The following is a 22,771-nucleotide window of genomic DNA, read 5'->3' as shown; positions in this document are numbered from 1 at the left end:
GGTCAGGCGGGGATGATAGCAACCTGCCGCCGCTCAAGGCTTGGGAATGCGCAGGGTCTTGCTGATCATCAGCGAACCGGACAGCGCGAACAGCAGCACCAGCGGGTGCAGCAGCCACGGTCCCAGCCGCCATTCGCCCCACCACAGCGCATCGCCGAGATGGCCCAGGTGCGCGGCGACCGCGAGCACGATCACCAGCGCCAGGCTGCTCGGGATCGGCGTGCCCTCGAAATACGGCACCTTGTCGCCGTCGCCGGCCAGTTGCTCGGCGGTGACGTTGTAGCGCGCCAGGCGGCTGACCCCGCAGCACACGAAGAAACTCAGCACCAGCCAGTCCCAGCCGCCCTGCATGCCGCAGGCGTAGGCCAGCGCCGCCGGGGCGACGCCGAAGGAAATCACGTCGGCCAGCGAATCCAGTTCGCGCCCGAGCGTGGACGAGGACTTGCGCCAGCGCGCCACGCGCCCGTCCAGCGCATCGAACACGAACGCCAGCGGGATCAGCGCCATGCCGATCAGCAGGTCGCTGCGCCGGCCCTCCTGCAGGAAGCGCATCGATGCGAACACCGCGCCGGTGCCGCAGAAGGCATTGGCCAGGGTGAACCAGTCGGCCAACTGGAATTCGCGCAGCATCGAAAAGTGGCGTTTCATCGGCATAGCGTGGCGGATCCGGCGTGAGAAGGGTGCGACCGGCACAGGGTAGCGTGGCGCCACCGCACTGGCGAGGACCGGTGCCGTGGCGCCCTCGCCCCGCGCTGCTACGCTGCGCACCTTCCCTCCCGACAGGTGCTTCCCATGCAGACCGTCCTGATCACCGGTGCCGCCAGCGGCATCGGCGCCGGCATCGCCCGCGAACTGGCCGCCGGCGGCCGCCATCTCGTCGTCAGCGACCTGGATGCGGACGCGGCCGCCGCCGTGGCCGCACAGCTGCGCGAAGCCGGCGGCTCGGCCGAGGCGGTGGCGCTGGACGTGGCCAGCGAGGCCAGCATCGGCGCGGCGCTGGCGGCGATCTCGCGGCCCGTGGACGTGCTGGTCAACAACGCAGGGCTGCAGCACGTGGCGCCGCTGCAGGACTTCCCGATGGCCAGATGGAGCCTGCTGATCGAGGTGATGCTGACCGGCGTGGCGCGCCTGACCCAGGCGGTGCTGCCGGGCATGCGTGAGCGCGGCTTCGGCCGCATCGTCAACATCGGCAGCATCCACTCGCTGGTGGCCAGCCCGTACAAGAGCGCCTACGTCGCCGCCAAGCACGGCCTGGTCGGGTTCTCCAAGGCCCTGGCGCTGGAAACCGCCGACACCGACATCACCATCAATACGCTGTGCCCCAGCTACGTGAAAACCCCGCTGGTGGACAAGCAGATCGCCGATCAGGCGCGCACCCGCGGCATTTCCGAAGCCGACGTGATCGCGCAGGTGATGCTCAGGCCGATGCCCAAGGGCGTGTTCATCGACTACGACGAACTGGCCGGCTGCGTCGCGTTCCTGGCCTCGCCGGCGGCACGCAACATCACCGCGCAGACCATCGCCATCGACGGCGGCTGGACCGCGCAGTAGCGCGCGGCGCGTTCGGCGAGATGGACGCCGCTCGGGACGGCGCTCGATGCTGGCGAAATTTTCGCCAGCATGGCGACAGGCGTTGCACTGCAACGCGATCGCGGCCTTATGCACAGCGTTCGGCCGGTTCCATCCACACCCGCTGTGGAGAAGCATGGCGGCAATGGTGAAATTTTCGCCAGCCGGCAAAATGCAGCAGCAGTTTCAGCGACTTGCCGTGCTTGCCCACAGGCTTGTGCAGGATCGATCCACAGCCGCTGTGGACAAGCCAGGCGCAGGCGCGAGCGCGCTCAGACCCGCGAATAGCGCCACGACAGCATGCGCCCGTCGCGGTATGGCATCACCCCGTGGAACGGGCGCGGATCGCCGTCGAACACCAGCGGCAGGAAGTGGCGGTCGCCCTCCCACAGCGGCAGCGCTTCCATGTCCGCCACCGGCACCCAGGCCAACGTGCCCTCGGCGTTCTCGGTGAACGGTTCGCCGCTGTAGGCGTCGATCAGGAACAGGAAGCCCAGCCAGTCCTCGCCATGCTTGCCGAAGCCGGGCCAGCTGATCGTGCCGCGCAGTTGCAGCGCGTCGCATTCGATGCCGGCTTCTTCGCGGATTTCGCGGCGCATGCCGTCCAGCACGTCCTCGTCCGCCTCGACCTTGCCGCCCAGGCCGTTGTACTTGCCAAGGTGGTGGTCGCCGGGCCGCGCATTACGATGGATCAGCAGTACCTTGGAGCGGTCGGGCGACAGCACGTAGCCCAGCGTGGCGACGATCGGGGTGTAGGGCATGCGGCGGGCGGGCGAGTCGGCGGGCGCGCAGTATGCCGCATCCGCCGCGGCCAACGGTCAGGGTGCAGCTGGCGTCGCGTTCTCGGCCGGGCGCCGCAGCGGGCCGGCCGGCTTCAGCGTGGCCACGCCGTGGCCGCGCTCGGCCAGGTATTCCAGCCACTTGCTGAGGAAGGTGTTCATGCGCATGCGGTGGCTGATCAGTTCCGCCGGCGGCGGATACAGCCCCATCACGTCCTGCCAGCGGCGGCCGACGTAGCAATGCGTGGTCTCGGCCTGGCGCGCGTCGCGGTACAGGCGCACGTAGGCCGACGGATCCGGCTCGCCGGTGAGCGGGTCGCACAGGTCGTAGGTGAGGCGCAGCTCCACCGTGTAGCGGTGGTGCTCGATCACGTCCAGGCGCAGGTCCAGGCCATCGCCGATGGAGGACAGGTAGCTGCCCACGGCCAGGTCGGACGGCACGAACAGCCGGTTCAGGTGCACGAAGTTCTCGGCGTACAGCCCCATCAGCCAGCCGAATCGGCTCAGCCGGGGGATGCGTTCGCTGCGGGTCAGGGCGTGCTGCATGGAGCCGATGCTACACGTTGCAACGCCGGCGCGGCAGCATTGACGGATCGCCCGCGCCGGCCTACCTTGGAAGTCTCGGCGCGGCGGTGCGACCGCCCCGCCGTTCTGCCGATTCCACGCAGGCGGCCCGCTCCGCCCCGCGGCGTTTCAGAACATCTCGCGCTGCAGCCCCAGCGTCGCCAGCACCTTGCTGGAAATCTCCTCGATCGAGGTATGCGTGGTGCTCAGGGTCGGGATCCGTTCCATCCTGAACATGGTCTCGGCCGCGGACACCTCGCGCCGGCACGTCTCCGGGTTGGAATAGCGCGAATTCGGCCGCCGCTCCTGGCGGATCTGCTGCAGCCGATCCGGATCGATGGTCAGCCCGAACAGCTTGCTGCGATACGGTCGCAGCCGCGGCGGCAGCCGGTCGTGCTCCAGATCCTCCTCGGTCAGCGGATAGTTGGCCGCACGCACGCCGTAGTGCAGCGCCAGGTAGATGCAGGTCGGCGTCTTGCCGGCGCGCGAGACGGCGACCAGGATCAGGTCGGCCTCGTCGTAGTTGATCGCGATGCCGTCGTCGTGGGTCAGCGCGAAATTCATCGCGTTGATGCGGCGGTGGTAGGTCTCGAAATCGACCAGGCCGTGCGCCTGCCCCACCCGCGAATGCCGCGGCGCGTTCAATTCGCGCTCCAGCGGCTCGATGAACGGCGCGAACACGTCGAGCATCAAGGCCCCGCTTTCCGACAGCAGCATGCTCAGCTGCGGATCGACGCAGGAGTTGACCACGATCGGCCGCACCTGATAGCGCTCGCCCGCGGCATGGATGCGCTGCGCCGCCTCGCGCGCTTTTTCCGGATCGTCTACGAACGACATGCGGTCGGTGACGAAGCTGAAACCGCTGAACTGGGTGAGCAGGCTATGCCCAATGGTTTCAGCGGTGATACCGGTTCCATCGGACACGTAGAACACCGGTCGGATCGTCGACATTGCCTGGATTCTCCTTGCTGAAACCCAACGGATGCACCCCGCCGAGCTTGTGCCGACTCGGGTGCGCACTGCATGATATCGGCTTCTTCCCCCACGGACGCGGCCACTCTGCCCGCCTCGGGCGATGGCCCTACGGAGCATCGCGCTTGAACGAGAACATCCTTTGGTTGCACGAGTTGCGCCTGACCGACCTGGCCCGCGTCGGTGGCAAAAACTCCTCCCTCGGCGAAATGATCGGCAACCTGGCGGGTTTGGGAGTCTCGGTACCCGGCGGCTTCGCCACCACCGCCGAAGCGTTCAAGGCGTTCGTCGCCCACAACAATCTCTATCAGCGCATCTTCGACAAGCTGGCGACGCTGGACGTGGAAGACGTCGGCGCGCTGACCCTGGCCGGCAAGGAAATCCGCGGCTGGGTCACCGATGCGCCGCTGCAGCCGGAGCTGGACCAGGCGATCCGCGAGGCCTACGCGCAGTTGTGCGCCGAGAACGGCGGCGGCGACGTCGCGGTGGCGGTGCGCTCCTCGGCCACCGCCGAAGACCTGCCCGACGCCAGCTTCGCCGGCCAGCAGGAGACCTTCCTCAACGTGACCGGCGCCGACGACGTGCTGCACAAGGTCAAGGAAGTCTTCGCCAGCCTGTACAACGACCGCGCCATCGCCTATCGCGTGCACCACGGCTTCAAGCACGAGGACGTGTTCCTGTCGGCCGGCGTGCAGCTGATGGTGCGCTCGGGCGTCGGTGCCGCCGGCGTGCTGTTCACGCTCGACACCGAATCCGGTTTCCGCGACGTGGTGTTCGTTACCTCGAGCTTCGGCCTCGGCGAAATGGTCGTGCAGGGCGCGGTCAATCCCGACGAGTTCTACGTCTACAAGCCCACCCTCGCCGCCGGCAAGCCGGCGATCCTGCGCCGTTCGCTGGGCAGCAAGATGATCCGCATGGTGTATTCGGACGTGCCCGGCGAGCGCGTGCGTATCGAAGACACCCCCGCCGAGCTGCGCAACACCTTCTCGATCAGCGACGAGGACGTGCAGGAACTGTCCAAGCAGGCGCTGGTGATCGAGAAGCACTACCAGCGGCCGATGGACATCGAATGGGCGAAGGACGGCGTCAGCGGCAAGCTGTTCATCGTGCAGGCGCGCCCGGAGACGGTGAAATCGCGCGGCCACGCCACCCAGATCGAGCGTTTCGCGCTGGAGCAGCGCGGCACGGTGATCGCCGAAGGCCGCGCCATCGGCCAGAAGATCGGCGCCGGCGTCGCCCGCGTGGTGCGCAGCCTGGACGACATGAGCCGGGTGCAGCCCGGCGACGTGCTGGTCGCGGACATGACCGATCCGGATTGGGAGCCGGTGATGAAGCGCGCCTCGGCGATCGTCACCAACCGCGGCGGCCGCACCTGCCACGCGGCGATCATCGCCCGCGAGCTGGGCGTGCCGGCGGTGGTCGGCACCGGCAACGCGATGGAGCTGATCGAGGACGGCCGCGAGGTGACGGTGAGTTGCGCCGAAGGCGACACCGGCTTCATCTACGCCGACCTGCTGCCGTTCGACCGCACCACCACCGATCTGGGCAACATGCCGCCGGCGCCGCTGAAGATCATGATGAACGTGGCCAACCCGGAGCGCGCGTTCGACTTCGGCCAGCTGCCCAACGCCGGCATCGGCCTGGCGCGGCTGGAGATGATCATCGCCGCGCACATCGGCATCCATCCCAACGCGCTGCTGGAATACGCCAAGCAGGACGCGGCGACCAGGAAGAAGATCGACGAGAAGATCGCCGGTTATGCCGATCCGGTCAGCTTCTACGTCAACCGCCTGGCCGAAGGCATCGCCACGCTGACCGCGTCGGTGGCGCCGAACCCGGTGATCGTGCGCCTGTCCGACTTCAAGTCCAACGAATACGCCAACCTGATCGGCGGCAGCAACTACGAGCCGCACGAAGAGAACCCGATGATCGGCTTCCGCGGCGCCAGCCGCTACGTCGATCCGAGCTTCTCGGCCGCGTTCGCGCTGGAGTGCAAGGCCGTGCTCAAGGTCCGCAACGAGATGGGCCTGGACAACATGTGGGTGATGATCCCGTTCGTGCGCACCCTGGAAGAAGGCCGCAAGGTCATCGAGGTGCTGGAGAAGAACGGGCTCAAGCAGGGCGAGAACGGCCTGAAGATCATCATGATGTGCGAGCTGCCGTCCAACGCGCTGCTGGCCGACGAGTTCCTGGAGATCTTCGACGGCTTCTCGATCGGCTCCAACGACCTGACCCAGCTGACCCTGGGCCTGGACCGCGATTCGTCGATCGTGGCGCACCTGTTCGACGAGCGCAACGCGGCGGTCAAGAAGCTGCTGTCGATGGCGATCAAGGCCGCGCGCGCCAAGGGCAAGTACGTCGGCATCTGCGGCCAGGGGCCGTCGGACCATCCGGACCTGGCCGAATGGCTGATGCAGGAAGGCATCGAGTCGGTGTCGCTGAATCCTGACACCGTGGTCGACACCTGGCTGCGCCTGGCCAAGCTGAAAGCCGCCGGCTGATGGGCACGGCAACGACGTTGCTGGCGGCGGTCGCGACGGCGGCCTCCGCCGCACCGGCGGCGCGGACACAGCAGCCGTTCAACTGGAGAGACCTGGATTGGGCGCAGTACGCGCTCAACTGGGGCGTGGCGCTGATCATCCTGGTACTCGGGATGTGGATCGCCAAGCGCCTGAGCCTGTGGCTGCAGCGCGCGCTGGTCCGCGCCCGGGTGGAGACCACGCTCAGCAACTTCCTGCGCAACGTCGCCTATGCGTTGCTGCTGGTGCTGGTGTTCGTCACCGCGCTGCAGAAGATCGGCGTGCCGCCGACCTCGCTGTTCGCCGTGCTCGGCGCGGCCGGCCTGGCGGTCGGCCTGGCGCTGAAGGATTCGCTGTCCAACATCGCCTCGGGGGTGATGCTGATCGTGCTGCGGCCGATGCGCGATGGCGACCACGTGGTGGTGGCGGGCCAGGAAGGCATCGTCGACGAGATCCGGATCTTCCAGACCCGCATCCGCAGCTTCGACGAGCGCATGATCACCCTGCCCAACAGCACCATCACCACCGCGCCGATCGTCAACTACAGCACCCTGCCCAACCGGCGCCTGGAGATCACGGTGGGCGTGGGCTATGGCGACGATCTGAAGAAGGCGCAGCAGTTGCTGCTGCAGATCGCCCAGGACAATCCGAACATCCTGGAGACGCCGGCGCCGTTCGTGCAGGTCACCAACCTGGGCGAGAGCACGGTGGACCTGATGCTGTTCGCCTACGCCAGGAACGGCGACTTCGGCGCGGCCAAGAGCAGCACGCTGGAGAACATCCGCAACCAGTTGCTGGAGAACGGGCTCAGCATTCCCTATCCGCAGCGCGATCTGCACGTGTACCACCACGACGCCGATGGGCGTCCGATCGCCGAGCTGCTGCTGAAGGGCGTGACCGACGACGGCGAGACCAAGCAAGGGCCGCCGCTGGCCCGGTGACGCTGGCCTTGCCGCAAGGCCGCGCCGTGCAGGCGCGGCCTGCGTGTCGCGCAGCGCGACTCAGCGCGCGCCGTTGCCCTGCCCGCCCAGCGCGCCCATGAACGGGCGGTAGTAGCGCAGTTCGTCGATCGAATCGTGCACGTCGCTGAGCGCGGTGTGCGAGGAGGTCTTGTTCAATCCCGACGCGACCGACGGCGCCCAGCGCCGCGCCAGTTCCTTCAGCGTGGACACGTCCAGGTTGCGGTAGTGGAAGAAGCGCTCCAACCGCGGCATCTGCCGGTGCAGGAAGCGCCGGTCCTGGCAGATCGAGTTGCCGCACATCGGCGACGCGCCCGGCTTGCACCACTGCGCCAGGAACGAAACGGTCTGCGCCTCGGCCTGGCCCAGGGTGACCTGGCTGTCGAGCACGCGCTGCCACAGTCCGGAATGCCGGTGCTGGTTGCGGTTCCACTCGTCCATCGCCTGCAGCGTCTGCAGCGGATGCGCGATGGCGAATTCCGGGCCCTCGGCCAGCACGTTGAGCTGGCTGTCGGTGACCACCGTGGCGATCTCGATGATCGAATCCTTGTCCGTGTCCAATCCGGTCATTTCCAGGTCGATCCAGATCAGACGATCGTTGTCCACGTGCGGTTCCGCCATATCACCATCCAGTCGTTCGCGGCGGCGCTGCCGGCGCGGGGGTTTCGTATCGGTCGTGCATGATACCGCGCGTGACCCGGCGGGTTCACGTCCCGCCAGCGCCGCACCGCGGCGCTCAACCGCCGAGCAGCGGCTTGCCGCGTTTGGCGCGGAAATAGTTGGTCAGGCGCAGCCCGGCCGGCGCTGCCAGCACGCCGCCGCGCACCTGCACGCGGTGGTTGTGGCGCGGATCGGCGAGCAGATCGAACACGCTGCCGCAGGCGCCGGTCTTCGGATCGGCGGCCGCGAACACCAGCTGCGCCACGCGCGCATGCACCACCGCCATCGCGCACATCGCGCACGGTTCCAGGGTCACGTACAGGGTGCTGCCGACCAGGCGGTGGTTGCCGAGCCGGCGCCCGGCCTGGCGCAGCGCCACGATCTCGGCGTGCGCGCTGGGATCGTGCTCGGCGATGTTGAGGTTCCAGCCCTCGCCCAGCACCTCGTCCTGCGCCGAGACCAGCACCGCGCCGACCGGAATCTCGTCGAACTCGCGCTCGGCGCGGTCGGCCAGGGCCAGCGCGTGCAGCATCCAGCGCTCGTCGCGCGCGGCGGTGTCGCTGTCGCCGTTCATCGTGCCGCGGCGTGCTTGCGCACGAACTCGGCGAACACCGCCAGCGTGGCTTCGCTGACATGGTGCTCGATGCCCTCGGCATCGCGCCGCGCGATGTCCTCGTCGATGCCCAGCGCCAGCAGGAACTGCTCCACGGTCTGGTGCCGCTGCCGGCTGGCCGCCGCCAGCGCTTCGCCGTCCGGGGTCAGGAACACGCCGCGATACGGCCGCTGGATCACCCAGCCGCCCTTGACCAGCCGCTTGAGCATCTTCGCCACGGTCGGCTGGGCCACGCCCAGGCGCGCGGCGATGTCCACCTGCCGCGCCTCGCCGCCGTCGGCCAGCAGGTCGGAAATCAGCTCCACATAGTCCTCGATCAGCTCCAGGCGGTGCGCCTCGCGCACCTGGCGGAAGCTCTCGACCTGCACTTCGGCGTCGAGCAGCACCGCCCCCGGTGCCGTCAACTTCCCGCTTTTCTGCATCGCAACGCCCTTGTCCGGTGCCGGCGAACGCCGGCCGCTGCCTATTCTGGCCGAAATCGCACCTATCGCAGCGATCCGATTCGCCAATGCTAAACAGAATAGCAAGTGCTATATACTGGATCGCGCTCCTCCCACGCACGTTTCCGCCATGGCCGATCCCCTGCCCCTGCCCGATTCCAATGCCGCCTGGCCGCAGGCCAGCGAGCCGCCGCGGCGCAGCCTCGGGCGCATGAACGGCAGCGTCGCCGTGCCCAGCGGCGGGCTCGGCTGGCGCCGCTTCCTGGCCTTCCTGGGGCCGGGTTACATGGTCTCGGTGGGCTACATGGATCCGGGCAACTGGGCCACCGACATCGCCGGCGGCTCGCACTTCGGCTACCTGTTGCTGTCGGTGATCCTGCTGTCGAACCTGATGGCGATCGTGCTGCAGGGCCTGGCGGCGCGGCTGGGCATCGCCACCGGCCGCGACCTGGCGCAGGCCTGCCGCGAGCACTATTCCCGGCCGGTCAACTTCCTGCTGTGGCTGGCCTGCGAGGCGGCGATCGTGGCCTGCGACCTGGCCGAGGTGATCGGCACCGCGATCGCGCTGAAGCTGCTGTTCGGCATCCCGCTGACCCTGGGCGCGATCATCACCGCGATCGATGCGCTGCTGGTGCTGTACCTGATGCGGCGCGGCTTCCGCACCCTGGAGGCATTCGTGATCGCGCTGCTGCTGGTGATCTTCGCCTGCTTCGTGGTGCAGATCGCGATGGCCGCGCCGCCGCTGCACGAGGTGCTGGCCGGCTTCATCCCGCGCGCCGAGGTGGTGACCAACCCGGCCGCGCTGTACCTGGCGATCGGCATCATCGGCGCGACGGTGATGCCGCACAACCTGTACCTGCATTCGTCGATCGTGCAGACCCGCGCCTACGAGCGCAGCGACAACGGCCGCCGCTCGGCGCTGCGCTGGGCGCTGGCCGACAGCACCATCGCGTTGAGCCTGGCGCTGTTCGTCAACGCCGCGATCCTGGTGCTGGCCGCCGCGGTGTTCCATGCGCACGGCCGTACCGACGTGGAGGAGATCGAACAGGCCTACGAGCTGCTGGCGCCGATGCTCGGCGTCGGCGTGGCCTCGACCCTGTTCGCGGTGGCGCTGCTGGCCTCGGGCATCAACTCCACGGTGACCGCGACGCTGGCCGGGCAGATCGTCATGGAAGGCTTCCTGCACCTGCGCATCCCGGCCTGGGCGCGGCGCCTGCTGACCCGCGGCCTGGCGATCGTGCCGGTGGTGGTGGTGACCTGGCTGTACGGCGAGCAGGGCACCGCCAAGCTGCTGGTGCTGAGCCAGGTGCTGCTGTCGATGCAGCTGCCGTTCGCGGTGATCCCGCTGGTGCGCTTCGTCGCCGACAAACGCAAGATGGGCGCGCTGGTCGCGCCGCGCTGGCTGATCTGGCTGTCGTGGATCATCGCCGCGCTGATCGTGGCGCTGAACGTGAAGCTGCTCGGCGATACCCTGCTGCACTGAGCCGGCGCAAGAACCCAGGCACCGCGCTGACGCGGCGGCCGGGGCGACTCGGCGCAGGCGCGCTGGCCGGGTCAACGATGCCTGCGCTTACGAATACAGGGGCGCCGCTTCCGGTTTGTCCTGGGCGCCGGGATTGGCCCGCACCTGCTGCAACGCGGTGGCCAGCTCGTCCAGCCGGTAGGGCTTGGACAGGATCTGCACGCCCTGCGCCTCGGCCGCGGATTTCGCCGCTTCCGCGTAGCCGCTGGTGAGCAGAATCGGCAATTCCTGGCGCCGCAGGCGGATCTCGTGGACCAGCTCCAGGCCGTTCATGCCGCCGGGCATCATGATGTCGGAGAACACGATGTCCACCACGCGTTCGTTGGCCAACGCACCCAGCGCGGCAGCGGCGCTGGCCACGCGGGTGACCTGGTAGCCGAGCTGGCGCAGCATTTCGCCGACCAGGGCGGCGACTTCGTCGTCGTCCTCGACCAGCAGCACGTAGCCGGCGTCGCCCGGGGCGCGGCGCGCCACTTGTTGCAGGTCCACCAGATGCCGTTCGTCCGGCGCCGGCGCGCGGAACGAGCGCGGCAACAGCAGATGGATCGCGGTGCCCTGCCCGGGTTCGCTGTCGATGTGGATCGAGCCGCCGGATTGCTGCACGAAGCCGTGCACCTGCGCCAGGCCCAGGCCCGAGCCCTTGCCGATGTCCTTGGTGGTGTAGAACGGTTCGAACACCCGCGCCTTCACTTCCGGCGCCATGCCGACGCCGGTATCGACGATCGACAGGCGGATGAAGTCCGGATCGGTCTTGCCCGCGCCCGGCACGTTCTGCGCCCGCACCACGATCGTGCCGCCATTGGGCATCGCATCGCGCGCGTTGACCGCCAGATTGAGCACCACCAGTTCCAGCTCGCCCGGATCCACTTCGATCGGCCACAGGCCGTCGGCGAAATCGAAATCCACGTGCACGTCGCCGCGCAGGCTGCGGTCCAGCAGTTCGCGCATGCCGCCGATCTGCCGGGTCAGGTCGACCGGCTCCGGCTTGAGCTCCTGCCGCCGCGAGAACGCCAGCAACTGCCGGGTCAGCCCGGCGCCGCGCTGCGCGGCCTTCTGCATGCCATCCATCAGCCGCTTGCGCACGGCCGGATCGGCCTGGGTGTCGAGCATCGCCAGGCCGCCGGAGATCACCATCAGCAAATTGTTGAAATCGTGCGCGACGCCACCGGTCAATTGCCCGATGGCCTCGATCTTCTGCGCGTGGCGCAGGGTTTCCTCGACCCGCGCGCGCTCGTCCATCTGCGTGCGCAGCAGGCGATTGGCCTGCTCCAGCTCGCGCGTGCGCGCCACCACCTGCGCCTCCAGCTTCTGCGCCGCCGACGCCTGTTCCCGCAACAGCGAGCGCACTTCGTATTGACGGGTACGAGCGCGCAGCGCGGCCTTGATGGTGCTGGTCAAGGTGATCGCCTGCACCGGCCGCTCGAGCAGGGCGACGTTGCGCAGCGAGGCCACAAGCTTGCGCCGCCAGGTCACCACGGAGGGTTGTTCCTGATGGCTGGTCAGCACCACGAACGGCAGATCGGACCATGGCGGCTGCGCGTCGGCCCAGGCGAACAGCGCGCTCGCATCCTTGCCGAACAGGCCTTCTTCGGCGATGAACACCGCAGCGGCACCGATGTTCAGTTCGCGCACCACGCTGTCCAGGTCGGCGCAGTTGCATGCCACCACGCCGCCACGCCGCAGCAGTTCTACCGACGCATTGCCATCGCGCCCGATCGGAGCGTAAACCAGGACCCGGCTTTCGATGGCGTCACTGCTGCTCATGCGCAGCGGAATCCATGAACGGCAGATCGTTTCCGCCGTAGCGCGGCGTGCCACTGAAGATCGCGCTGAACTGCTTGATCGGCGAGCCGATATCCAGGCCGTTGCCGCTGAGCCGGAACTCGCGGATGGTGGTCTCGTGGCTGCCGCTGCGTTTCTTCACCACCGACAGCGCGCGGCGCACCGTGCCGTCCACTTCGAAATAGCGCAGCATCAGCACCGAATCGCTCAGATAGCTGAGGTCCAGCGGGGTTTCCATCGGCCCGACCAGTCCGTGCTGCGCCAGGACCAGGATGGTCAGCACGCCCTGCTGGCCCAGATAGCTGAGCAGTTCGTGCATCTGCAGGATCAGGAAGCGTTCGTCCGGCATCGCGTTGAGATAGCCGTTGAGGCTGTCGATGACGATCACCCGTGCGCCGTCCACTTCCACGCTGCGGCGCACGTTGGCCGCGAACTGGCCCGGCGACATCTCCGCCGGATCGATCTGCTGGAAACGGATCAGGCCGTTGTCGAGCTTTTCGTCGAGCGGCAAGCCCAGCGTGCGAGCGCGCGCCTCGACGGTGCTGCGCCCCTCGTCGAAGGCGAAGAACACGCTGTGTTCGCCACGCTCGGCCGCGGCGATGGCATAGGTCAACGCCAGCGAGGACTTGCCCACGCCGGCTGCCCCCAACAGCAAGGCGTTGGTGCCGCGCTCCAGTCCGCCGCCGAGCAACCGGTCCAGTTCGGCGTTGCCGCTGGGAGCGACCTCCTCGATATGGTGGTGCTTGTACTCCCCCGCGATCAGGCGCGGGTAGATTTCCAGCCCGCCCCTCTCGATGGTGAAGTCGTGATAGCCGCCGCGGAACTGGATGCCGCGCATCTTGACCACGCGCAGGCGCCGGCGTTCGGCGCCGTAGTCGATGGCCAGCTGTTCCAGCAACACCACGCCATGGGTGATGGAGTGCAACTGCAGATCGTTTTCCTGCGAGGACAGGTCGTCGAGCAGGATCACCGTGCACTGCCGGCTGGCGAAGAAATGCTTCAGCGCCAATACCTGGCGGCGATAGCGCAGCGGGCTCTGCGCGAGCAGGCGCAGTTCGGAGAGACTGTCCAGGACCACCCGCGTGGGATTGAGCTGTTCGACCTTGTCGAAGATCAGCTTGGTGGTCTCGGTCAGCTCCATTTCCGCAGGATGGAACACGGTGAGTTCGCGTTCCGGATCCAGCACGATCTCCGGCGGCACCAGTTCGAACACGTCGACCTGGTTCATGCTCCAGCCGTGGCGGGCAGCCACCAGATGCAGTTCGCGCTGGGTCTCGGACAAGGTGATGTACAGCACCCGCTCGCCATGCCGGGCGCCTTCCAGCAGGAACTGCAAGGCGATCGTGGTCTTGCCGGTGCCTGGGCGGCCTTCGTAGAGATAGAGGCGGTTGGGGTCGACGCCACCGCCGAGGATATTGTCCAGGCCCGCACTGCCGGTCGAGATGCGCGGCAGGTCGTCGCCGTGCGCGTGATCGGGTTGCCGGTGGGGGGTCATAGGGGTCCTTGAAGGTTGCGTGTGGATCGAACGTAATGTGTTGCAGCTGTCTTGCTAAGGACCGCGCGCAGCAACTCGCATCAGCAGTCTCCCTTTCGCCAGCACGCCTTGCATGGATGCCGCGACTGGCGCCCGCTCGCCTGGGCGTGCCGCAACGCTCACGGTTCAGTGACGCCAAAACACACTACGTTCGGCAAAGTGATGTTGTTGTGTAGGCACAGCCTGCGTCCTGCAGGGCGGAGAAATGTGTCGCGAACATCGTCGAGCGACGGCCAGGCCCAATACCACGAACGCCTCGCCGGGTCGCGAAACCGCCCCGCCCGAGCCGGTTGGCGGTTCGCCAAGACCCGGAAAGCCCGGCGTGCGCGGCCCCGCGCTGGCGGCGCTCATGCGTGGCCTTCTGGATCCAGCGTCCCCAGCAGTTCGTGCATGCGATACGGCTTGGACAGGAAACGCGCCGTGGGCGGCAAGGGCGGCAACTGCGACAGCGCATAGCCGGACAGCAGGATCGCCACGCAGGCCGGATTCATCGCCTGCGCGGTGCGCACGACCTCGATGCCGCTGACGCCGCCAGGCATGCTGATGTCGCTGATCACACAGTCGAACCGCCCACTGGCCAGTTCCGCCTGCGCCTGGATGCCGTTGACCGCTTCGAGGGCGTCGAACCCGGCATCCTTCAGGGCGAGGACCGTCACCATCCGCAGCAGCGCATCGTCCTCGACATAGAGGATCCTTCTCGTGGTCATGGCGTCATCGCAACCGGAATGTACATGGTGACCAGGGTTCCCTGCCCTTGCCCGCTGTCGATGGTCGCGAACCCGCCGGACTGGCCGGCGAAGCCGAACACCTGGCTCAATCCCAGGCCGCTGCCATTGCCGACATCCTTGGTGGTGAAGAACGGCTCCATGGCGCGCAGCCGCACCTCCTCGGACATGCCCGGGCCGTCGTCCTGCACCGCCACGCACACGTAGTCGTGATCGGGCCTGGCTTCCGCGTGCAGGGACAGGTCGGAGCGGCACAGCCGCGTGGAGATCACGATCCGGCCCTGCCGTACCGCATCGCGCGCGTTCGCGACCAGATTCATCAGCGCCGCTTCGAACTGGCTGGCGTCGACCACGACCGGCGGCAGCGCATCGGCGAACGCGAACTCGCAGGTCATGGCATCGCCGGCCACGCGCCGGTACAGCTCGGCGGCCCCGACGATCAGCGCATTGACGTCGTTGGGTTCGGGGACCAGGTCCTGCCCGCGGGCGAAGGCCAGCATCTGCTGCGACAACCTGCTGCCCCGCTCGGCCGCATCGGTCGCCGCCCCGATCAGCAGTTTGCTGCGCGCGTCGTGTTGGGTCTTGGCCAGCAGGTCCAAGCTGCCGACGATGACCGCCAGCAAATTGTTGAAATCGTGGGCGATGCCCAGCGTCAGGCGGCCGATGGCCTGCACCTTCTGCGCCTGCGCCAGGGCGCGTTCGGCCTTGCGCAGGTCTTCCGCGGCATTGAACTGCTCGGTGACATCGCGGGTGACCTTGGCATAGCCGACCAGCGCGCCATCCTTCCAGACCGGATCGATGACCACGCTGGCACGGAACTGCGAACCGTCCTTCCGCACCCGCCAGCCTTCGGCCTCGTAGCGGCCTTCGCGCCTGGCCGCGTCCAGCCCCTTGCGCGGCAAGCCGGCGGCGGCGTCCTGCGGCGTGTAGAACCTGGAAAAGTGCTGGCCGACGATCTCGGCCTCTTCGTAGCCCTTGATGTGGCGGCCGCCGGTGTTCCAGCTGAGGATGAAGCCTTCCGGGTCGAGCATGTAGATCGCGTAGTCAGTCACGCTCTGCAGGAGCAGACGGTCTGCTTCGGTTGCGAGCGGAGTGCGCATTCAAGCCAGGTGAGGCGGTGAAGTCGGCCAAAAATAGCCAGCCATTTGTTAGTTTTTTGTGGATTGCGCGGCCCTCTCGCTGCGTGGCGCCGCGCACCTCACTGCAGCCCGCGGTTCAGTCGTTGCGCGACCCACACGGCCAGGCTCCGGTGACGCACGGTCCGGACGTCCGCACCAGGCGGCCGCTGGCGACTGCGACTGCTGCGCGCGCGTCCAGTCGGATAGTGAATGCCGCGGACCGTCCAACGCCGGTGCCGCCCTGGGCGGGCTTCAACGCGCGAAACGCCAATCGTCGAAATCGAACAGCGACGGCTCCGCTCCGCCTTTGAACAGCATGTACAGATCGTGCGTGCCGACAGCGCCGGACACGGACGCCGTGCGTTCCTGCCACCGACCCACGGCATCGTTCGCGCCAACCTGCAGCGTGCCGATCAGCGGACCGTCCACGCCGTCGAGCCGCAGTTCGATCGACGCTGGCGCAACCGCGTTGGCCACGCTGGCGACAAAGCGCTTGGCGCCCGGCGTGCCGAAGTCGACGCCGGCGACCTTGATGTAGCTGCGGTCGGCGATGCGGGTGACATATACGCCGCTGCGCGCCTCGCCGGCGGTGCTGACACCCGGCGCCCAGTCGTACGGCCGGTCGCGGTCGCGCTTGAGCCGTGACGTCCACGCGATCGTCTCGGCCTCCACCCGCGTGTACGGATCGACGGTGCCGAGCTGCACCACCCCTTTGCGGTCCCACCACGGCTGCTTGGGAATGGTGCCGTCTGGCCGGTACCGGAACCTGGTGACGGTGACCGAGCGGCGTTCGTGATGGATCGGCGTCGTTTCGAAGTTGAGCCAGTAGTTGAAGCCGAACAGATAGGAGCCGCCCTTGTAGTCGACGATACCGGGATGGTTGCCGGTGGAGCCCTGGTTCGGATCCATGATCTTGCCCTTGTGCACCCAAGGGCCGGTCGGGCCGTCGCTCATCGCATAGCCGATCCCCTCCGGGCAACAGGTCGATGCGTAGGCCATGTAGTAGTGGCCACCGCGCTTGTAGAACCACGGCCCCTCCTGGTAGTCCGCCGGCTTGCTCTGCACTTTGGTGATCGGCCCGGAATAGGACACCATGTCCGGGTTGAGCCTGACGTACCACAGGTCCGGGTTGCCCCAGTACAGGTAGGCCTGGCCGTCGTCGTCGATCCACACCGTCGGGTCGAAGAAGCCCTCGGCTGGCGCGATCAGCGGCTTGCCCAGCGCATCGCGGAATGGCCCGTCGGGCGTGTCGGCCACGGCGACCGCGATGACGTTCTTGGGCGAACCGGCCACGCTGATCGGTACATAGAGATAGAACCTGCCGCCGCGCGCAACCACCTGCGGCGCCCAGGCATCGTTGCTCTGCACCGCCCAGGGAAAGGTCTTGAGCGAGGCGACCACGCCGCGGTCGGTCCAGTTGACCAGATCGGTGGACCGGTACAGCCGCCAATCGAGCATCTTGAAGCCTTCGGCATCGTCCTCGTCGTGGCTGGTGTAGAGATACACCACGCCGTCGTGGACCAGCGGCGCCGGATCCGCGGTAAACCGCGTCTGCACGATGGGATTGTCGGCGCGCGCTGCAGCGAGCGGCAGGCCGACGGCGAGGACCAGCGCGGCGAAAATGGCAGGCTTCGACAAGGCTGTACTCCTGCGGACAACGACGACGCGGGATTTCAGAACCGGACCGTGACCGTTTTTCCGGTATAGGAAATACGCTTGGTGATCGGCGCCGGCTCCATGCCGCCGCCGGCGGCGCCATCCACGAGTACGACGTCGAGCTCGCGCTGCGCGGTCATGCCGGGAAAGCCGCCTCGCCGCGGGCCGATGCGCAGCGTTCTGGCCGCATCGTTCCAGACCAGATCGTAGGTGGCATAGGCGCCCTTTTCATAGGCATAGGTCTCGTTGTCGTCCTCGTACAGGGTGAAGCGCGCGTTCGCGCCCGGATAGACGCGGACTTCGTAGGGCGCCTGCGGCGCCTGCGTGGCGTATTGCACCTGCGGCCCCATCGGCACGATCGATCCGGCCCGCACGTAGAGCGGCAGCAGATCCAGCGGCGCGGGCCGGACGACGTGGCGGCCGCCATCGAAGCGCTGGTTGGTCCAGAAGTCGTACCAGTCCGCGCCCTTGGGCAGATAGGTGTCGACGTTGTCGTCGAGGGCGGCGCGCGGCGCGCTGAGCGCCTGCCGCTCGCTCGGCGTTCTCCACGCCAGGCGCAGCATGCGCTCGGCATCGCCCTGGTAGTACTCGAGTCCGAGCTTGACGACCTGGCCCTTGCGCAGCGCGACCGTCGTCGCCTTGTACCGCGCAGCGCCGGCGTCCCAGTCCTGCACGACGGTCTTGCCGTCGAGCATCAGCCGGAAGCCGTCGTCGCCCTCGACCCCGATCTCGTATTCCCCTTCTTCAGGCGCGGTCAGCGTGCCCTGCCAACGTGCGGAGAAGTGCATCAGGCCGGAAAGGCCGGCCGGCACCTCGGCCAGCGGCGGATCGGGCCAGGTGTGGTCCACCTTCGGATCGACGAAGCGGCTCCTGGGCGTCTGGAAATGCTCGCCTTCGAAATACTGGCCGGCCAGGCCCGGCTTCCCGTCCGGCGTGCGCAGCACCTCGCCCGGGATGGTGGTCGCCGGCGGCGGTTCGACGTGGTACATCGCACGCGTCACCGGATGGACGAGGAACGCGTTGCCGAACATGAAGGTATCGTCGATGGCGTCGGTGGCGCGATCGTCGGGGAAATCCATCATCAGCGGCCGCATCAGCGTGTAGCCGTCCGCGGTCACCTTCCAGCTGAGGCTGTAGATGTAGGGCAGCATGCGATAGCGCAGCTGCGTGCTCTTGAGCAGCGAGGCATAGACCGCCGGGTCCATCGACTTGAACCGGTACGGCTCGCGCTCGACGTTGGTGCCGTGGATCCGCATGAGCGGATTGAACGCCGAGAACTGCAGCCAGCGCGCATAGAGTTCGCGCCAGGCCGGATTGTTTTCGCCGCCGGGGAAATCGGCGACGAAGAAGCCGCCCGTGTCCTGGGTCCAGTAGGGATTGCCGGTCACCGTCACATTGACGCCTTCGGCGACCTGCTGTTTCAGCGTCTTCCAACTGGCGTAGATGTCGCCGCTCCAGGACGCCGCCGCAGTGCGCTGCGCGCCCGCCCACGCCGAGCGGGTCAGCGTGAAAACGCGCTTGTCGCTGGTGGCGCGCTGGCCGTCGTACGTGCCCTGCGTGGTGAGCAGCGAGTAAGGATTGAGATACCGCGTGAAGTCGCCCAGCGCGTTGGAGCCCAGCGCCTTGGTGTCGCGGATATTGTCCTGCGCGTTCCACATGGCGCTGCTGACTTCGATCTCGGTGCCGTCCATCCACAGCGCATCCACGCCCTTGTCGAGCAGGCCCGACTTGATGTGCTTGAAGTAGATCTGCCGCCCCAGCGGACTGTAGGCGTCGTACACGCGCGCATGCTTGGAGATCCAGTGCAGCGGCGCGAAACGCAACCGGTGCTGGTCCAGTTCGTGGGCCAGCGCGGTATCGTCGCCGACCGAGGGCCAGATCGACACCATCAGCTTCATGTGCAGGTCGTGCACCTGGCGCGCCATGCCGGCAGGGTCGGGATAGCGGACCGGATCCCAGGTCATGCCGCTCCAGCTGCCGTCCTTGTCCGATCCCCAGTACTGCCAGTCCTGCACGATGTAGTCGAGCGGAAATCCGTCGTTGCGGAAGCTGCGGGCGACGTCGAGCAGCTGCTCCTGGGTCTTATAGCGTTCCTTGCTCATGAACAGGCCGAACGCCTGCTTGGGATACATCGGCGCCTGCCCGGTCAGCGCCCGGTAGGCCGCGACCACCGCATCCGGTGTATCGCCGCCCATGAAGTAGTAATCGACGCCGCCGGGCGCGCTTTCGGCCCACATCGATGCGCCGTCCGCATCGTCCTTGAACCGCATCTGCGAGTACGTGTCCCACAGGATCCCGTAGCGGCGCGAGGACATCAGCACGGGGATGACGATGCCCACGTTGGTCTGCACCAGCAGCAGTTCCTTGCCGCGCCGATTGCTGCTCTGCTCGCCGAGGAAACCCAGGCCGTAGATCGCTTCGTCCGGGCGCAAGGTCAACCTGTTGGCCGCCTCGAACGTCGGCGCGCCCGACACGACGACCTTCTTCAATGTCTGCGGTGCGTCGCTGTTCTCTTCCGTATAGAGCTTGCCCGCAGCGTCGAGGAAACGCACCGCGCCGGTCCTCTTGCTGATTTCAACGCGCAGTGCGGCGCTTTTGAGCGTCAGCGTGTCCTCGGTCTCGCCGGTGGCGAAGGCGATGGGTTGCGGCGTGCCGATCACCGCCAGGCTGGGGGCGGTCCAGTAGTTCTCTCCCAGGTTCGCATTCACGCGAACGGTCTGCGGCCCGTAGAAGATCACGTTCTTGGCGATCTGGCCGATGCGGACCTGGACGCCCTGCTGCAGCCGCGTGTACGCGAACGACTCGCCGCGTCCGGTCGCGACAGCACGCAGGTGTCCGCGCGCATCCAGGCCGGTCTCCGCCGCGCTTGCGGCCTGCTTCGTACCGGCGGCGAACGATGCCGGAATGGATGCCGAAAGCCCGAAGGCCAGGAACGCCGCCGCCACAACCCTCTGTCGCCCCATCCGCATGTGCCGCTCCCTCGTCGCCCGACGCGGGCGCATGGCGTTCGCTTTCCGAAAAAAGTGTACGCCTTGCGCTCGCGCGATCAACCGAAGGTTGCAACTGCATCCATGCGGGCCCGGCATATGGTCTGCGGCGGCGCCATGCCTGCGATCTACCCCGACGGCATGACCGTCAAGCAGTCATTCGTGCCTCACGATCCACGAGCCGCCAGCGCGTCGGAAGACAGCGGCTGCCAGCCGCCACCGAGCGCCCGGAACGCGGCGACGGCGGCTCGCGCCGATTCGGTCTGCGCCTGCGCTCTCGCGTCGGACGCTTTCAAGAGCGATTCGTCGGCATGCAGCACGTCGATCAGGCTTGCGGTCCCGCGCTGGTACGCGGTAAACGCCAATCCCCTGGCACGAGTCAGCGATGCCTCGCCCTGCTTCAACAGCGTGGCCTGGTCCCGACGGTTGACCAATGCCGAAAAGGCGTTCTCGACATCCTCGGTCGCGCGCAGCACCGCCTGGCGATAGGCGGCCAAGGCCTCGGCATCCTGACCCTTGGCCAGATCGATCTGCGCATTGATACGGCCGAAATCGAAAAGCCGCCAGCGCAGTCCCAACACGCCTGCCGCCTGGCTCGCGCCGCTGGTGAACAGGTTGCCGCTGGATACCGCGGTGGCGCTTCCCAGCAAGCCACTCAACGAGAACTTCGGGTAGTACTCCGCGACCGCCTCGCCGATGCGGGCATTGGCCGCCGCGAGCCGGCGTTCTGCGACGACGAGGTCGGGGCGACGTTGCAGCAGGTCGGCGGGGGAACCCATCCCGGCGATTCCCGGCGTCGCCGGAATCGGTGCGGCGGCTTCGAGTTCGTCCCGATGCGTTCCGGGCGGGACACCCAGCATCACATCCAAGGCGTTCATCGCCGCATCCAGGCCCGTCTGCAGGCCGGGAACCGTCGCCTGCACCTGCGACAGCGTGCCTTCCGTCTGTCGCACTTCGTACTCGGCAGCCAATCCCCTTTTGTACAGCAGGCCCACTTTCGCCAGCAGGTCCTGCTGGGTCCTGACCTGGCGCCGGGCGATGGCGAGGCGCGTCTGCAGGCCGCGGATGGTGATGTAGATGTCGGCGGTCTGCGCAGCTACCGCCAGCCGTACTGCTCCGGCACCGGCCTGCGAGGCTTGATAGTCGGCCAATGCTGCCTCACGGCCACGCCGCAGACCGCCGAACACGTCCGCCTCCCAGCCTGCCTCCAGGTCCAACTCGTAGGCGCTTCCCAATCTGTCGTATCCAGGCGCGGCATCGAGCACCTGCCCCAACGGGGTTTCCAGCGACTGGCGCGCGCGCGCCGCCGACCCGCTGACGGCTGCCGACGGCAGCAGGGCCGCGTTGGCCGCGCCGAGCCCGGCGCGTGCCTGGGCGACGCGCGCGGCCGCCTGCGCCAGGTCCAGATTCTGCTCGAGCGCCGACGCCACCAGACGCGTCAGCAGCGGATCGTCGAAGTCTTGCCACCATGCCGCCAGGTCGACCGCAGACGGGCCGCTGGCCTGCCCAGCCTGCGTCTGCCCGATGTAGTGGCTGGACAACGGCGCCTCGGGTCGGCGGTAGTCGGAGCCGACCGCGCAGCCGGCCGTCACGCCAGCGCAGAGCAAAATGACGAGAGAGCGACGGAACTGCATGGCGATCCTGAAAGCCGGCTGATGTGACCATATTACGAAATGGTCACTTTTTGTCAAATCCACGGGCGGCGCGGTACCCTGTGACAATGACCAAGACCCCTTCTCCCGCGCCCCAACCCAGGGGACCTTCGGACCACGATGTCCGAGACCAGATCGTCGAGGCGGCGACCGAATATTTCAGCCTGTACGGCTACGACAAGACGACCGTTTCCGACTTGGCGAAAGCGATCGGCTTTTCCAAGGCCTACATCTACAAGTTCTTCGATTCCAAGCAGGCGATCGGCGAGGTCATCTGCTCCAATCGCCTCAGCGCGATCATGGCGGCGGTTGGCGAGGCCGTTGCCGGCGCGCCTTCCGCCCCCGAGCGCTTAAGACGCGTTTTCAAGGCCCTGGTGGAGTCCAGTAGCGAACTGTTCTTCGACGATCGCAAGCTCTACGACATCGCCAGGACCTCGGCCGCCGAATCCTGGCCCTCCGCCCGCGCCTACGAAGAGCACATCAAGGCCCTGGTCCTGCAGATCGTGCGCGACGGTCGCGAAGCGGGCGAATTCGAGCGCAAGACCCCGCTGGACGAGACAGCCAATGCCATCTATCTGGTCATGCGCCCGTTCATCAATCCGCTGTTGCTGCAGCACAACCTGGACAACGCCGCCGAGGCGACGGGCCAGCTGTCCAGCCTGATCCTGCGCAGCCTGTCGCCCTGAGTCCTTCATTGTGACTATTGACCATTTTAGTCAC

The 22,771-nt window shown here is 67.4% G+C and carries 19 protein-coding genes; 5 read left to right on the top strand and 14 right to left on the bottom strand.

Features of this window, described 5'->3' with window-relative positions:
- Window positions 1–33: 33 nt before the first annotated feature.
- Window positions 34–648, bottom strand: a complete 615-nt coding sequence (locus tag JR064_RS04530; protein ID WP_191824156.1) for a CDP-alcohol phosphatidyltransferase family protein — start codon at window positions 646–648, stop codon at window positions 34–36.
- Between the two features lie 144 nt (window positions 649–792).
- Between JR064_RS04530 and JR064_RS04525 the strand changes: the two genes are divergently transcribed.
- Window positions 793–1,551 (top strand): 3-hydroxybutyrate dehydrogenase, encoded by a 759-nt coding sequence (locus JR064_RS04525; protein ID WP_206228930.1) that lies wholly within the window; start codon window positions 793–795, stop codon window positions 1,549–1,551.
- 290 nt (window positions 1,552–1,841) lie between these two features.
- Here the strand turns inward: JR064_RS04525 and JR064_RS04520 are convergent, their stop codons facing one another.
- The 3 genes from JR064_RS04520 to ppsR all read right to left on the bottom strand — a co-directional run bounded on the left by JR064_RS04520 (window position 1,842) and on the right by ppsR (window position 3,863).
- Complete coding sequence (locus tag JR064_RS04520; RefSeq protein ID WP_206228929.1) at window positions 1,842–2,330, bottom strand: NUDIX hydrolase; 489 nt, start codon at window positions 2,328–2,330, stop codon at window positions 1,842–1,844.
- 57 nt (window positions 2,331–2,387) lie between these two features.
- Window positions 2,388–2,894, bottom strand: a complete 507-nt coding sequence (locus JR064_RS04515) for a DUF1249 domain-containing protein (RefSeq protein ID WP_191824154.1) — start codon at window positions 2,892–2,894, stop codon at window positions 2,388–2,390.
- A gap of 147 nt (window positions 2,895–3,041) precedes the next feature.
- Entirely contained in the window at window positions 3,042–3,863 is an 822-nt protein-coding gene (gene ppsR, locus JR064_RS04510; protein WP_206228928.1) for a posphoenolpyruvate synthetase regulatory kinase/phosphorylase PpsR, read from the bottom strand.
- Window positions 3,864–4,009: 146 nt separating this feature from the next.
- Between ppsR and ppsA the strand changes: the two genes are divergently transcribed.
- Together ppsA and JR064_RS04500 are read left to right on the top strand one after the other, a co-directional pair.
- Window positions 4,010–6,385 carry a phosphoenolpyruvate synthase gene (gene ppsA, locus JR064_RS04505; protein WP_179564882.1) on the top strand — a complete coding sequence of 792 codons (2,376 nt, stop codon included), beginning with the start codon at window positions 4,010–4,012 and terminating at the stop codon, window positions 6,383–6,385.
- A complete protein-coding gene (locus JR064_RS04500) occupies window positions 6,385–7,344 on the top strand; it encodes a mechanosensitive ion channel family protein (RefSeq protein ID WP_179564884.1) in 960 nt (319 codons plus the stop codon). Before ppsA ends, JR064_RS04500 begins: the two co-directional genes overlap by 1 nt.
- A gap of 60 nt (window positions 7,345–7,404) precedes the next feature.
- On the opposite strand, the gene orn is transcribed toward JR064_RS04500, so the two are convergent.
- The 3 genes from orn to mntR all read right to left on the bottom strand — a co-directional run bounded on the left by orn (window position 7,405) and on the right by mntR (window position 9,057).
- Window positions 7,405–7,983 (bottom strand): oligoribonuclease, encoded by a 579-nt coding sequence (gene orn, locus JR064_RS04495; RefSeq protein WP_179564886.1) that lies wholly within the window; start codon window positions 7,981–7,983, stop codon window positions 7,405–7,407.
- Between the two features lie 115 nt (window positions 7,984–8,098).
- Complete coding sequence (gene tadA / locus JR064_RS04490) at window positions 8,099–8,596, bottom strand: tRNA adenosine(34) deaminase TadA (protein WP_179564888.1); 498 nt, start codon at window positions 8,594–8,596, stop codon at window positions 8,099–8,101.
- Window positions 8,593–9,057 carry a manganese-binding transcriptional regulator MntR gene (gene mntR, locus JR064_RS04485; protein WP_179564890.1) on the bottom strand — a complete coding sequence of 155 codons (465 nt, stop codon included), beginning with the start codon at window positions 9,055–9,057 and terminating at the stop codon, window positions 8,593–8,595. Before mntR ends, tadA begins: the two co-directional genes overlap by 4 nt.
- A 148-nt stretch (window positions 9,058–9,205) precedes the next feature.
- Here mntR and JR064_RS04480 point away from each other — a divergent pair, with 148 nt between their 5' ends.
- Window positions 9,206–10,558, top strand: coding sequence for an Nramp family divalent metal transporter (locus JR064_RS04480; RefSeq protein ID WP_241092846.1), 1,353 nt, complete (start codon window positions 9,206–9,208; stop codon window positions 10,556–10,558).
- Window positions 10,559–10,645: 87 nt separating this feature from the next.
- Here the strand turns inward: JR064_RS04480 and JR064_RS04475 are convergent, their stop codons facing one another.
- The 7 genes from JR064_RS04475 to JR064_RS04445 all read right to left on the bottom strand — a co-directional run bounded on the left by JR064_RS04475 (window position 10,646) and on the right by JR064_RS04445 (window position 22,033).
- Window positions 10,646–12,361: an ATP-binding protein gene (locus tag JR064_RS04475; RefSeq protein WP_179564892.1), complete on the bottom strand. Its 1,716-nt coding sequence runs from the start codon at window positions 12,359–12,361 to the stop codon at window positions 10,646–10,648.
- A complete protein-coding gene (locus tag JR064_RS04470) occupies window positions 12,348–13,874 on the bottom strand; it encodes an ATPase domain-containing protein (RefSeq protein ID WP_206228927.1) in 1,527 nt (508 codons plus the stop codon). The genes JR064_RS04475 and JR064_RS04470 overlap by 14 nt, the downstream gene beginning before the upstream one ends.
- A 386-nt stretch (window positions 13,875–14,260) precedes the next feature.
- Window positions 14,261–14,620, bottom strand: coding sequence for a response regulator (locus tag JR064_RS04465; protein ID WP_206228926.1), 360 nt, complete (start codon window positions 14,618–14,620; stop codon window positions 14,261–14,263).
- The gene (locus tag JR064_RS04460; RefSeq protein ID WP_191824149.1) at window positions 14,617–15,738 is read right to left on the bottom strand and encodes a PAS domain-containing sensor histidine kinase; all 1,122 of its coding nucleotides are present in this window, start codon (window positions 15,736–15,738) and stop codon (window positions 14,617–14,619) included. The genes JR064_RS04465 and JR064_RS04460 overlap by 4 nt, the downstream gene beginning before the upstream one ends.
- A gap of 270 nt (window positions 15,739–16,008) precedes the next feature.
- Window positions 16,009–17,394 carry a glycoside hydrolase family 43 protein gene (locus JR064_RS04455; protein ID WP_206228925.1) on the bottom strand — a complete coding sequence of 462 codons (1,386 nt, stop codon included), beginning with the start codon at window positions 17,392–17,394 and terminating at the stop codon, window positions 16,009–16,011.
- A gap of 35 nt (window positions 17,395–17,429) precedes the next feature.
- On the bottom strand, window positions 17,430–20,357 hold the full coding sequence (locus JR064_RS04450) for a glycoside hydrolase family 31 protein (RefSeq protein ID WP_338123861.1): 2,928 nt from the start codon (window positions 20,355–20,357) through the stop codon (window positions 17,430–17,432).
- A 209-nt stretch (window positions 20,358–20,566) separates the two neighbouring features.
- Window positions 20,567–22,033, bottom strand: a complete 1,467-nt coding sequence (locus JR064_RS04445) for an efflux transporter outer membrane subunit (protein WP_206228923.1) — start codon at window positions 22,031–22,033, stop codon at window positions 20,567–20,569.
- An 86-nt stretch (window positions 22,034–22,119) separates the two neighbouring features.
- On the opposite strand from JR064_RS04445, the gene JR064_RS04440 reads away from it, so the two are divergent.
- A complete protein-coding gene (locus JR064_RS04440) occupies window positions 22,120–22,737 on the top strand; it encodes a TetR/AcrR family transcriptional regulator (protein ID WP_206228922.1) in 618 nt (205 codons plus the stop codon).
- Window positions 22,738–22,771: the final 34 nt, after the last annotated feature.

The organism is Xanthomonas bonasiae, assembly GCF_017163705.1.
GTDB classification, from domain to species: domain Bacteria; phylum Pseudomonadota; class Gammaproteobacteria; order Xanthomonadales; family Xanthomonadaceae; genus Xanthomonas_A; species Xanthomonas_A bonasiae.
The sequence above is the reverse complement of the archived record's forward strand: the minus strand, read 5'-3'. Positions and strand labels throughout refer to the sequence as shown.